The organism is Mesorhizobium sp. M1163, from assembly GCF_040318415.1.
In the GTDB taxonomy this organism is placed as follows: Bacteria; Pseudomonadota; Alphaproteobacteria; order Rhizobiales; family Rhizobiaceae; genus Mesorhizobium.
In genome coordinates this window covers 24976-36869 of the sequence record NZ_JAMYMF010000006.1, presented here as the reverse complement: position 1 = coordinate 36869, position 11894 = coordinate 24976, and the positions used below count along the sequence as shown (strand labels likewise).

At 61.5% G+C, this 11894-nt stretch carries 14 protein-coding genes, 1 tRNA gene and 1 pseudogene; 7 read left to right on the top strand and 9 right to left on the bottom strand.

Annotation, left to right across the window (positions count from 1 at the left end; genetic code table 11):
* Positions 1-80: 80 nt before the first annotated feature.
* Both NKH43_RS07860 and NKH43_RS07855 read left to right on the top strand, forming a co-directional pair.
* Complete coding sequence (locus NKH43_RS07860; protein WP_352857341.1) at positions 81-635, top strand: hypothetical protein; 555 nt, start codon at positions 81-83, stop codon at positions 633-635.
* A 235-nt stretch (positions 636-870) separates the two neighbouring features.
* Positions 871-1047: a hypothetical protein gene (locus NKH43_RS07855; RefSeq protein WP_352857339.1), complete on the top strand. Its 177-nt coding sequence runs from the start codon at positions 871-873 to the stop codon at positions 1045-1047.
* 2 nt (positions 1048-1049) lie between these two features.
* On the opposite strand, the gene NKH43_RS07850 is transcribed toward NKH43_RS07855, so the two are convergent.
* Together NKH43_RS07850 and NKH43_RS07845 are read right to left on the bottom strand one after the other, a co-directional pair.
* On the bottom strand, positions 1050-1472 hold the full coding sequence (locus NKH43_RS07850; RefSeq protein WP_352857337.1) for a type II toxin-antitoxin system HicB family antitoxin: 423 nt from the start codon (positions 1470-1472) through the stop codon (positions 1050-1052).
* On the bottom strand, positions 1465-1815 hold the full coding sequence (locus NKH43_RS07845; protein WP_352857336.1) for a hypothetical protein: 351 nt from the start codon (positions 1813-1815) through the stop codon (positions 1465-1467). The genes NKH43_RS07850 and NKH43_RS07845 overlap by 8 nt, the downstream gene beginning before the upstream one ends.
* A gap of 175 nt (positions 1816-1990) precedes the next feature.
* Here NKH43_RS07845 and NKH43_RS07840 point away from each other — a divergent pair.
* Positions 1991-2064, top strand: a tRNA-Cys gene (locus NKH43_RS07840).
* A 78-nt stretch (positions 2065-2142) separates the two neighbouring features.
* Here NKH43_RS07840 and NKH43_RS07835 read toward each other — a convergent pair.
* Entirely contained in the window at positions 2143-2442 is a 300-nt protein-coding gene (locus NKH43_RS07835; protein WP_023717905.1) for a DUF1330 domain-containing protein, read from the bottom strand.
* Between the two features lie 153 nt (positions 2443-2595).
* On the opposite strand from NKH43_RS07835, the gene NKH43_RS07830 reads away from it, so the two are divergent.
* From NKH43_RS07830 to NKH43_RS07820, 3 genes are all read left to right on the top strand, one after another.
* Positions 2596-2922 (top strand): GYD domain-containing protein, encoded by a 327-nt coding sequence (locus NKH43_RS07830; protein ID WP_023717906.1) that lies wholly within the window; start codon positions 2596-2598, stop codon positions 2920-2922.
* Between the two features lie 161 nt (positions 2923-3083).
* A complete protein-coding gene (locus tag NKH43_RS07825) occupies positions 3084-3212 on the top strand; it encodes a hypothetical protein (protein ID WP_352483307.1) in 129 nt (42 codons plus the stop codon).
* Positions 3213-3338 carry a hypothetical protein gene (locus NKH43_RS07820; protein WP_352467528.1) on the top strand — a complete coding sequence of 42 codons (126 nt, stop codon included), beginning with the start codon at positions 3213-3215 and terminating at the stop codon, positions 3336-3338.
* A 55-nt stretch (positions 3339-3393) separates the two neighbouring features.
* Here NKH43_RS07820 and NKH43_RS07815 read toward each other — a convergent pair.
* Positions 3394-3477: pseudogene (locus tag NKH43_RS07815) on the bottom strand (MerR family DNA-binding transcriptional regulator); the annotation flags it as partial.
* Positions 3478-3700: 223 nt separating this feature from the next.
* Between NKH43_RS07815 and NKH43_RS07810 the strand changes: the two are divergent.
* Complete coding sequence (locus NKH43_RS07810) at positions 3701-4318, top strand: L,D-transpeptidase (RefSeq protein ID WP_352857158.1); 618 nt, start codon at positions 3701-3703, stop codon at positions 4316-4318.
* 167 nt (positions 4319-4485) lie between these two features.
* Here the strand turns inward: NKH43_RS07810 and NKH43_RS07805 are convergent, their stop codons facing one another.
* From NKH43_RS07805 to NKH43_RS07785, 5 genes are all read right to left on the bottom strand, one after another.
* The gene (locus tag NKH43_RS07805; protein WP_023676386.1) at positions 4486-5055 is read right to left on the bottom strand and encodes a NifU family protein; all 570 of its coding nucleotides are present in this window, start codon (positions 5053-5055) and stop codon (positions 4486-4488) included.
* A gap of 278 nt (positions 5056-5333) precedes the next feature.
* Positions 5334-5825: a universal stress protein gene (locus NKH43_RS07800; protein WP_023717912.1), complete on the bottom strand. Its 492-nt coding sequence runs from the start codon at positions 5823-5825 to the stop codon at positions 5334-5336.
* A 193-nt stretch (positions 5826-6018) separates the two neighbouring features.
* Positions 6019-7101 (bottom strand): tryptophan--tRNA ligase, encoded by a 1083-nt coding sequence (gene trpS, locus NKH43_RS07795; protein ID WP_352493729.1) that lies wholly within the window; start codon positions 7099-7101, stop codon positions 6019-6021.
* 293 nt (positions 7102-7394) lie between these two features.
* Positions 7395-8993 (bottom strand): murein biosynthesis integral membrane protein MurJ, encoded by a 1599-nt coding sequence (gene murJ, locus NKH43_RS07790; RefSeq protein ID WP_352493727.1) that lies wholly within the window; start codon positions 8991-8993, stop codon positions 7395-7397.
* Positions 8994-9039: 46 nt separating this feature from the next.
* On the bottom strand, positions 9040-11838 hold the full coding sequence (locus NKH43_RS07785; protein WP_352857333.1) for a [protein-PII] uridylyltransferase: 2799 nt from the start codon (positions 11836-11838) through the stop codon (positions 9040-9042).
* Positions 11839-11894: the final 56 nt, after the last annotated feature.

Here is an 11894-nt window from a genome sequence, read left to right as displayed (position 1 = left end):
TAACCGGAGACTATCGTCCAGTGATAGACTCTGGTTGCGTCAGATGCTATATCAGACGACAGAATCAGAGAGCGACGGCCATGACTGACATCAAGGAACTTATGCTGCTAACTCAAACTTCGATCAATGCCGCGATAGAAGAGGCATTTAAGATCGGGTTTGAAGCCGGCAAGAAGACAGGGGGGCGCGAAGCGGCGCAGGGCTTCAAGTCCCGGCTCGCGTCGCTTTTTGACGAAGATGTGTCCGCTCCATCGGCATCTACGGAAATTAATAGTTTGTTCACCAATTCGGCAGATAGTGCTGATACAAGCGAAACAGAACGCGCCACACCTGGAACTGTCAAACCCGCCATTCTCGGCGTGGTAGCAAAGGCCAATCACGGCATATCCACTAAGGACATCGCGAGGGCGACCAACTTTAAGTACAACTCTGTGCGTGGAACCTTGTGGACGCTGCACAAAGAAGGCGCCATCGAAAAGAACGAGAATGGCAAGTGGGTAGCGGCTCCCCCCATTCATAAAGAGGCTAAGCAAGCCGAGTTGGATGATTATGAAGCCGCGCGGAACGCGGCCAAGGACCAACCGCCTGAAGGCGGAAACGAAAACAGCGGCTCCAGTGAGGAGTCCGCTGCTTAAAGCATCGAGTGTGTCGCGGCGCGCTGGCCAGCAAAGCGCGACACAGAACCCTAACGAGAGAAAGGAGAGTGCGTCATGTGGTTCATGACCCGGAGAATACCGGAAGCCGCCTGACGGCGGTTCACCCTGCCCCCTTCCATAAGGGGTAAGAACGAGAGCGACGGTGTGTCCATAGCACCGGCGCTTTCGTGCTATTTGGTATCAGATTCACTCGAATCCGTCTAGGTTTATCGCCATGACCAAGGAAAAATCTCAGATCGACAAGTTCCGCGAAGCGTCGCGCGAGTTTAAAATCGATCAGTCGGACGCGACCTTTGAGGCCGTGGTGCAGAAGATCGCCAAGGCCAAGAAACTCACGCCCGAACAGATAAAGGAGTTTGTGCGTAGGGAGCGCGAAGAGACCAAGCGCTAGGTTCAGGCGAAGGCGTGCACGCGTTTCGGAAGAACCGGCTCGATGCACTCTATATCCCAGCCAAACTGAACCTTTGACTGCGCGGTCAGCGCACCAATCTCACGAGTGGCATTGTCAAGTTCCTTGCGGAGGTACTTGATAAGCTGCTCTTGCTGCTTAATGACCCGTTCCGTCGCCTCATGACGTTCTTTCGCGGCAGCGCGAACATGTTTTGCCATGTCGCCAGGCGCCGGGACATCGCGTCCTAGCGATGTGGCCTCATCGACCCACTCCAGAATTGCTGAGGCAATCTCTGAGACAGCCTGCTCGCGCGTTTCTCCATCGGCCATGCACCCATGAAGCTCGGGAACCATAGCGAGGTAACCACCCCCGTCCTTTTTCGAAAGGGGGACGACAACAACGGAGTATGAAGCATGTTCAGCCATTTTCTTCATCCTTTGCCGCGGCGGCGGTATGCGACAGACATAGTGCTACAAACTTCCTAACGTACGGTGGCTTGATTGGTTTCGCAGCCGGAACCGTTAGAATTCCGGGCAACCGAGGGCTGGACACCTTATAGTGGCTGCCTCGCGTAGGAGAGGTCATCGTCAAACCAAGCCCATCCGCAACGTTCTGCAAATCCCCAATGGCCCAATCGCCTTGAGGGTTCTTTCTCATCTTTTGCAGAATTTTGTCTGCTTTGGAAGCGGCTAATTTGGCCGCGACTGCGGCTGCAACCGCTTTGGCGGTTTCTGGTCTCGCCGGAACGCCAGCGCGCCGTTTTTCCATTCGTTGCAGCCCCCAAGGGCCTAATAGAGCTTAAATAAGAAGGCTGTCAACTCGCCACAAGCCGCCGTGGGTCATTAAACGCTACAGCTCGTGTAGCCATTCCCCCTACGGCTGGCCATCCGGGAATTGACACAGGTTGACTAAGCGCTGATGGATTGGGCATAGAGGCACCAAGGGTCTGAGGGCGGGACGGTGACGCATCGGTCTGCAAAACCGAGGTAGTGGGTTCAATTCCCACTCAGACCTCCAGCCATAGTGATGCCGGCCTGTCAGGCATACATTCCTATTTTCCTTGGGTTTGTCAACCATAGAATCGCCCAACCCCCTCTAACTAACCGGCATCATGCCCTCCAGAGCAATGATCCTCGTCTTTGCACAGCGTTCGCGGATGGCTTTGAGGCGGCCGTATTCCGGAGAGTCGTACCATGCGAGGAGCGAGGCCATGTCGGGAAATTCGACGATGACAAGGCGATGAGGCTCCCAATCGCCTTCCAGCACTTTGGTGGCTCCGCCACGAGCGATGTACCTTCCCCCGTAGCGGGCTTCGGTTGCAGGCACGTCCCGGCGGTATTCCTCGAAAACGGCGGCGTCGGTTATGTCGACATCGGCAATGAGATATGCGGCCATTGACCTTACTCCCCTTGGGAAAGGCAATTGAAACGGGTCTATTAGCGGTCCCGCAACTAAGCCAGCGGTACTACGCCTCGGAAACGACTCGCGTTCTCCCGGATTGGGGCGCTTAACTGTCATGGTGGGGGCAGCTCTGGGAGGAGACGAACCATGCCGATGTATCTCACGCGATTCAGCTACAGGCCCGAAACCTGGGCGCGCTTGATGGATAATCCCGAGGACAGACGCGAGGCTGCCCGTTCCTACATCGAGTCGGTCGGCGGAAAGCTGCACGGGTTCTGGTATGCCTTCGGAGAGTACGATGGCTGGAACCTATGGGAGGCGCCGGACAACGTGTCCATGGCCTCTGTCATGCTCGCCATCGGTGCGGGAGGCGCGCTCAGCTCGTACGAGACCACCGTCCTGTTAAGTGTCGAAGAGACGATGGACGCGCTTGGGAAAGCGAAGTCGATCCGGTATCGCCCACCGGGATCATGACGGCCGCCCGTGCTTTGCGGAGTGTCGAAGGCTGGTAACGCTTGCTCTCGGACGGCGCACGTTCCTAAACTTTTGCGCAAAAGAGTCCGCTGCACCCTCTTGGCAGCGCCGGCAGCTTGCGCTTTCAATGTCGGCCACGGGATTTTTACGAGGAGCATTAGATGACGGACGATGACGGACGTAAATCGGCGACACCGGAGGAAATCCGCTCGGCCGTCAGAGGATGGGCGGTGCTTGGGGCAATCATCGTTGCCGTGTTTGGTGCCGCATACGTCATGATCGATAGTTGAATGGCCGACGATCCTGGTCGCCCCGATGGACTGCCTGAAAAGATCGGCACGGTCCTTGGTGCATTGGTGGTGATCGGCACGTTCGGGCTTCTGGCCTGGACCGTGCTTCGCGGCGTTCTTTATTGAACCCGGCCTATTGAACCAGGCTTGTCAGGATTATCTCCTGCAGCGGCCGCGTCTCAGGCCGGATCAGGCCGATCTCCTCGTAGTAACGGATGGTCTTGGCCGGCAGGCCAGAGCGCCGGGCAGCGTCACCGACATTCATGGTGATTTCCCCGTCTCGGGGTTCTTGTTCTTGGCCCATTGATTTTGCAGCATAATCCTGCGGGGGCTGTTGCCGAAATGCCATAGTCGCAGGTTTACCAGCACGCAAGCCCAAGGATATAGGCATCGCCCGCTTGGCAAGCAAAGCAAATGCCAGCATGAATGAAGATGAAAAAAGCGGCCGACTCGAGCCGCTGTTGTTTGGGCAGGCATCGGACCTTTTCATGCGCATGAAGTCACTTGCAATCGTCGCGGCCCTGGCGGTGTCGACGGCTGTCGCCGGTTGCAGCACCATCGGCTCGCAGATCTTCACCAACAACTACGGCGCGGTGACCGATGCCGGCTATCATCTGCCGCGCATCCCGATCGAAAAGGTGCCGTTCAAATACCGCCGCCAGATCGTCGACTACGACACCAGGGAAAAGCCGGGCACCATCATCGTCGATACGCAGAACAAGTTCCTCTATTTCGTCATGGGCGACGGCGAGGCGATGCGCTACGGCATCGGCGTCGGCCGTGAAGGTTTCGAATGGCACGGCACCGCCCGTATCGCACTAAAGCGCGAATGGCCGACCTGGACGCCGCCGTCGCAGATGATCAGGCGGCAGCCGGAGCTGGCCAAGTTTGCCGGCGGCATGGAGCCGGGGTTGAAGAACCCGCTCGGCGCGCGCGCCATGTACCTGTTCAACAAGGGCGGCGACATGGGCTACCGCCTGCATGGCAGCCCGGAATGGAATTCGATCGGCAAGGCGATGTCGTCGGGCTGCATCCGGCTGATGAACCAGGACATTATCGACCTCTACGACCGCACCTCGGTCGGCGCCAAGGTCATTGTGCTGTAAGACCATGATCCCGAAAAGCGGGACCCGGTTTTCGGACAAGATCATGGTCAAACAAGAAGAGCTTTATACGCGGACCGTCTAGGCAACACACAGACGTCGCAAACAGAAAACCGGGCACTTTGGCCCGGTTTTTTGTTGTCGATCGACGTTGACGATGGAACGGCGCGTCAGGAGACCTGTTCGACGTGCTGCACTTCCGGCACAAAGTGCCGGAGCAGGTTCTGGATGCCGTGCTTCAGCGTCGCCGTCGAGGACGGGCAACCGGCGCAGGCGCCCTTCATGTGCAGGAATACGGTGCCGTTCTCGAAGCCGCGGAAGGTAATGTCGCCGCCATCCTGGGCCACCGCCGGGCGCACCCGCGTGTCGAGCAACTCCTTGATGGTGACGACCAGCTCCTCGTCGGCCTTGTCGTAGAATTCGCCGGTCTGGCTGGTCTCGGCGGCGGGGCCGGCCTTGGCCATCACCGGGGCGCCGGACATGAAATGCTCCATGATGGCGCCGAGGATAGCCGGCTTCAGATGCTGCCAGTCGGGACCGTCCTTGGTCACGGTGATGAAATCATAGCCGAAGAAGACGCCGGTGACGCCGGGGATCTCGAACAGACGGCCGGCCAGCGGCGAAGCCGTCGCGGCGCTGTCGGCATCACGGAAATCGGCGGTGCCTTCTTGCAGCACTTCCTTGCCGGGCAGGAATTTCAGCGTCGCCGGGTTTGGCGTCGACTCGGTCTGGATGAACATGGCCATCTCCGTGCCCGTTTCGGGCAGCTAGTTTGGAATAATTCTAATTAGGCTTTATCCGCCCGACATTCAAGCGAAAGGCATCGCGGGGAACGGCTGGCTGGTGGAATGTTTTGCTAGCTCGCTGAAACAATTGGAGATGTGTTGAGATTCAGGTCAGGCCGAGCCGAAAATGATGGTTTCCGAGAACCGGAGCGGAGCGTACTTTTGGTACGTGAGCACCGGAAGCGCAGGAAGCCGCCATTTGTAGGCCGGCCTCACCTGAATATCGGCACATCTCAGGCGAGGCTGTCGATCTCCTCGTCCGACAGGTTCTGCGGCACCACAGTCACTGGAATCGGAAAGGCGGCGCCCTTGCCGGCAACCGCGCCGACCAGCGGCCCAGGCCCTTCCTTGCCAGCGCCTGCCGCCAGCACCAGGATGGCGATGTCCTGGTCTTCCTCGATCAGCTTGTGGATCTCTTCGGTCGGCTTGCCTTCGCGCACCACCAGTTCCGGCTCGATGCCGAGCTTCTGGCGCACCTTGTTGGCGTAGCTGTCGAGCGCGGCGCGCGCCGTGGCGGTCGCCTCCTCGCGCATGATCTTCTCGACGCCCAGCCAGTGCTGGAAATCATCCGGCTCGATGACATAGAGCAGCACCAGCACGCCGCCCGTGCTTTGCGCCCGCTTCGAGGCGTAGGCGACGGCGCGCTCGCATTCCGGCGTGTCGTCGATGATCGCCAGGAACTTGCGGCGATGACCGGCTTCGCGGCTGAGGCGTTTGGAGACCATATTCACCCTGCTCGATGGTTTTCGGCCGCAATCTGCCACCGCCACAGCCCGCCCGCAAGCGACCGGCGGCTGTGGCGATGTTGGTGCAGCTTAAAGCGCGTCGCGTTCGACCGGCCTCATGCGACGCGCTTCAGGTTCTTGTTTTATGCATGTCGTTATCGCAAAACCGCTGCACACTTTTGCGCGACATAAATTAGCCTTGCAGCAGGCCGATAATGTCGCGCACGGTCTTCATCGTCGCTTCGGCCAATGTGCCGGCACGCTCGCCGCCATCCCGCAGCACCGCGTCGACATAGGCGCGGTCGCCGGAGATGCGGCGCATCTCGCCGGCGATCGGCGCCAGCTTTTCCACCGCGAGATCGGCCAGCGCCGGCTTGAACACCGAAAACTGCTGGCCGCCGAATTCCTTCAGCACCGCCTCTTTCGATATTTCGGCGAGGCCGGCATAGATGCCGACGAGGTTTTCCGCTTCCGGCCGGCCGGCAAGCCCGTCCAGTTCGCCGGGCAAAGCCTCCGGGTCCGTCTTGGCCTTGCGGATCTTCTTCGAGATGGCGTCGGCATCGTCGGTCAGGTTGATGCGCGACAGGTCCGACGGGTCGGACTTCGACATCTTTTTCGAACCGTCGCGCAGCGACATGATGCGCGCCGCCGGGCCGCCGATGACCGGCTCGGTCAGCGGAAAATAGCCGTTCACCGTCTCTTCGCCCACCTGCATCTCGACGCCGACGCCAAGCGCCGCGATACGGTCCGAAAAATCGTTGTTGAATTTCTGCGCAATGTCGCGGGTCAGCTCCAGATGCTGCTTCTGGTCGTCGCCGACCGGCACATGGGTGGCGCGGTAGACGAGGATATCGGCGGCCATCAGGGAGGGGTAGGCGAGCAGGCCGAGCGAGGCGTTCTCGCGGTCCTTGCCGGCCTTGTCCTTGAACTGCGTCATCCTGTTCATCCAGCCAATGCGCGCCACGCAGTTGAAGATCCAGGCAAGCTCGGCGTGCTGCATCACCCGCGACTGGTTGAAGACGATGTGCTTGGTCGGATCGATGCCGGAGGCGAGAAACGCCGCGGTGATCGAACGCGTCTGGTCCTGAAGATCCTCATAGACGAGCTGCGCGGTCAGCGAATGCAGGTCGACGACGCAGTAGATGCAGTCGGAGGTGTCCTGCAGGGCGACGAATTTCTTGATGGCGCCGAGATAATTGCCGAGATGCAGATTGCCGGTTGGCTGGACGCCGGAAAAGACGAGTGGCTTGAAGGCGGGCTGGTTGAGGCCGGTCATGGTGTATCCCTGGCTTGTGGAGGGCCGTTTCGCGCGCGGCGAAAGTCTTGCGACGGCGCGCTTATGGACGAGAGCGAGGAGACGATCAAGAGGGGTGTTGGCTAGGCCGCGCGGGGCTTTGACCGTGGCCGAGCAAGACGCCACAGAAGGCTGTTTGAAGGGGATGGCGCCGACCAGAATCAAAAACCCGCCTTGCGGCGGGGTCGTCGGCGCGAATCAGCACCATACGCAAATTAGTAGCATAGCTGCAGGCACAAAGCAAGAACAAAATTGGACCTGACGAATTTTCCGCCTCACGAATCCGGAGATTGCTCCTTGACCGGCTGGGAGCCTTTACGCCCGATATTGCGGCGGATCATGCCGAAATCCGCACCCCCGGTGGCAAACGCAGTGACGAAGTAAAGCAGCGCCCCGCCGGCGACGAGCGCAAGCAGCGTTACCGCCTTGATCACCAGCGGCGAGCCCGAGCCGAGACTTGCGGCGAACCAGTGCTCGGCAAAATAGAGCGCCGCCGCCATCACCGCCGCCGACAGCACCAGCCGCGGGATGCGTTTCATGAGCGGCAAGTCGCGGCCCCAGTGGCCGCGCCGGATCAGCACGGCCAGCAGCATCGCCGCATTGACCCAGCCGGCGACGGCGGAGGCAACGGCAATGCCGGGCGCGCCCATCGTCGGAAACAGCGTCAGTGCCGTCGTAATGTTAACCGCCACCGAGATGGCGGCGAAAATCATCGGCGTGCGCGTGTCCTCGCGGGCGAAATAGCCTGGGGTGAAGGCCTTGATCAGCACGAAGGCCGGCAGACCGAGGCCGAAGATCGCCAGGATTGCCGCGACCGTCGGCGTCGAATTGTTGGCGGCGAAGGCGCCGCGCTCATAGACCAGCCGCACGATCGGCTCGGACATGACCAGCAGGGCGGCCGCCGCCGGCAAGGTCATGAACAGGGTGAACTCGACCGAGCGGTTCTGCAGATTGGCCGCCTCGACCAGATTGCCTGACTTCAGCGCCCGCGACAGTTCCGGCAAAAGCACGATGGCGACGGCGACGCCGACAACGCCCAGCGGCAGCTGGTAAACGCGGTCGGCATAGGCCAGCGACGACACCGCGCTGTCCTGCGCCGACGCGATCGCCGTGCCAATCAGCTGGTTGATCTGGGTGATGCCGCCGGTGATCGCCGCCGGCAGTGCCAGGATCAGCAGCCGCTTGACGCTGGGCGTCATCTTCGGCCGGCGGAAGCCGATCGAAATGCCGGCATGGCGCACCGCCGCCCAGACGATCGCCAGCTGCACCAAGCCGGCCGCCAGTACGCCCCAGGCCAGCCCGAAACCGACGGTGCGGGCGTCCGAACCCTTGTACCAGGCATAGGCAAGCACGGCGATGAGGATGATGTTGAGGAACACCGGCGCCACCGCGGCGGCGAAATAGCGGCGCAGCGAATTCAGCATGCCGGCCATCATGGCGCCGAGCGACATGCAGATCAGGTAAGGGAACATGACGGTCGCCAGTGCCACCGTCATCTCGAATTTTCCGGGCGTGTCGGCAAAGCCCGGCGCCACCAGGTAGCGCACGATCAGCGGCATCGCCAATTCCATGGCGATGGTCAGCGCCAGAAGCGCGGTGAACAAGACGCCGAACACCTCTTCGGAAAAACGCTTGGCGCCGTCGGTGCCGTGCGTCTCGATCTCTTTGGCGAACAGCGGCACGAAGGCGGCGTTGAAGGCGCCTTCGGCGAACAGCCGGCGAAAGGTGTTGGGAAACTGGAAGGCGGCGTTGAAGGCGTCGGCGATCGGCCCGGTGCCGAGTGCGGCAGCCATCAGCATCTCGCGGCCAAAGCCGAGGGCGCGGCTCATCAGCGTGCCGGAAGCGACCGTGGCGAATTTCTTGACAAGGCTCATGCGCTTGAAGACTGCCTGTGGGATTGGGGCAAATGGAAGGTAACAGTCACTCGGCGGCCGTTTTGGTCTTGCCGCGCTCGGACGCCGTGCCCTCGAGCACCGCGATCAGCCTGTTGCGGATGGTCGCCGTACGCGACGGGCTGTCGATCTTCTGGCCGGTGAGATCGGTGACGTAGAACGTGTCGATGACCTTTTCGCCGAAGGTGGTGATGTGGGCCGAGGCGATGTCGAGCGACAGGTCCGACAACATGCCGGTGATCTCCGACAGAAGGCCCGGCCTGTCCAGTCCTTCGACCTCGATCACCGAGAACCGGTTCGACAGGGTGTTGCGGATCTCGGCGCGTGGCGGGATGCGGAAGACCTTGGCGCCGCGCCGTGGCTTGGTGCGCTTCTCGATCATTTCGGGCAGCCAGCTCTTGCCCGACAGCACGTCCTCGATCAGCCGGCCGACGCGCTCGGCACGGCGACGCTCGTCCTCGTCGCGGTCGAACTCCCTGGAGATCAGGATGGTGTCGAGCGCGCGGCCGTCCGAAGTGGTGAATATCTGCGCGTCGACGATGTTGCCGCCGGCCGCAGCACAGGCGCCGGCAATCACCGAGAGCAGGCGCGGATGGTCCTGCGCCAGCACCGTGATCTCGGTCACCGCCTCGAACTGGTGGGTCTTGACCATGGTGGCGAGCTTCTTGCCGGCGTGATCGGCCTCGCGGATGAATTCGGCATGGCGCAGCTGGTCGGGAAGATCGACCGCCAGCAGATAGTTCTCGTAGTGCTGGCCGACATAACGCTTGCGGGCCTTTTCCGGCCAGTCGGCAAGTGCCTCGGCCAGTTGTTCGCGCGCCGCCGCAGTCCGCTTGGCGCGCGACACCTCCGAAAACCCGCCGGTCAACAAAAGCTCGGTCTCGTAGTAGAGCGTACGCAGCAGCTGGCCTTTCCAACCGTTCCAGACCCCCGGCCCGACGCCACGGATATCGCAGACGGTAAGCACCAAAAGCATCTTCAGCCGTTCGACCGACTGCACGATGGCGGCAAAATCCTCGATCGTCTTGCGGTCGTTGAGATCGCGGGTCTGCGCCGTCATCGACATGACGAGGTGGTTCTCGACCAGCCAGGCGACCGTTTCGGTGTCGGCCGGCGAGAGCCCCATATGCGGGCAGATGCGCCGCGCGATTCTGGCGCCGGCTTGCGAATGGTCCTCAGGCCTGCCCTTGGCGATGTCGTGCAGCAGCACGGCGACATAGAGCGCCTCGCGGCTCTTCTTCAGCCCCGGCATCAGCGCGTGGGAAAGCGGATGCACCTTTTCGCCGTCGCCGCGCTCGATCTCGGCCAGCACGCCGATGCAGCGGATCAAATGCTCGTCCACGGTGTAGTGGTGATACATCGAGAACTGCATCATGGCGACGATCTTGCCGAAGTCCGGGATCAGCTTGGCAAGCAGTCCGGCCTCGTTCATTCGCCGCAGATTGAGCTCGGCGTTGCGGTCCGAGGTCAAGATGTCGAGGAACAGCCGGTTGGCCTCCTCGTCGCGCCTGAGCGCCTTGCCGACGAGGCCGAGAGAGCGGGTCAAAAGCTTCAGCGCATCGGGGTGGAATTCCAGGCCGTGCTTGTCGGCAAACCAGAACAGCCTGAGCAGGTTGACCGGATCGCGCTCGAACACCTCGTCGTCGGCAATGTTGATGCGGTGGTTGTCGACGATGAAATCGGCCGTGCCGGCGAGCTTGCGCTTGCGCCGCGAGAAGGTGAGGAAGATGCGGTTGAAGCCCGGCACATGCTTGGCCTGCTCCTCTTCCAGCGCGGCGCAGAAAATGCGGGTCAGGTCGCCGACATCCTTGGCGACGAGGAAGTAGTGCTTCATGAAGCGCTCGACCGCCGACAGGCCGGGATGGGTGGTGTAGCCGAGCCGCTCAGCGATGTCGCGCTGGATGTCGAAATGCAGCCGCTCCTCCGCCTTGCCGGTGAGGAAATGCATGTGGCAGCGCACCGCCCACAGGAAGTCCTCGGCCTTCTGGAATTCCCTGTATTCGGCGTCGGTAAAGACGCCCTTGTCGACCAGTTCCTCGCCGGTGCGCACCCGGTAGAAATATTTGGCGATCCAGAACAGCGTCTGCAGGTCGCGCAGGCCGCCCTTGCCGTCCTTGACGTTGGGCTCGACCAGATAGCGGCTCTCGCCGGCCTTGGCGTGACGCTCGTCGCGTTCGGCAAGCTTGGCCTGGACATATTCGGGGCCGGTGGTGCGCACCACTTCGTGATCGAAGCGCTGCAGAAGCTCGTCATAGAGCTTTTGCTCGCCCCACAGGAAGCGCGCCTCCAGGATCGAGGTGCGGATGGTGATGTCGGTGCGCGACAGCCTGAGGCATTCGTCGATGTTGCGGGTGGCGTGGCCGACCTTCAGGCCGAGGTCCCACAGCATGTAGAGCATGTATTCGACGATCTGCTCGCCCCATGGCGTCTGCTTGTAGGGCAGCAGGAACAGCAGATCGATGTCGGACCCCGGCGCCAGCGTGCCGCGGCCATAGCCACCGACGGCGACGACCGCCATGCGCTCGGCCGACGACGGGTTTTTGACGCGATAGACATGGGTGGCGGCGAAGTCGTAGAGCGCGCGGATGATCTCATCCATCAGATGCGACAGCCGGGCGGCGCAGGCGGTGCCGCTGCCATCCTCCATCAGCATGCGTTCGGCGACCGTGCGCCCGTCGGCGAGCCGGCTTTTGAGAAGCTTGAGGACGCCGCTGCGCGCGGCCTTGCCCGAACCGTCGCCTGCCGACGCCTCGGTCAGTTCGGTCATCTCGCGGCGCAAGGCTTCGCCGTCGATCAGTTCCTCGAGCTTCAGGGATATTCTTGCCATAAATGCCGTTCGGCCTCGCCGTTTCGGCGGCGTCTATAGCGCGTTTTCGCGGCGCT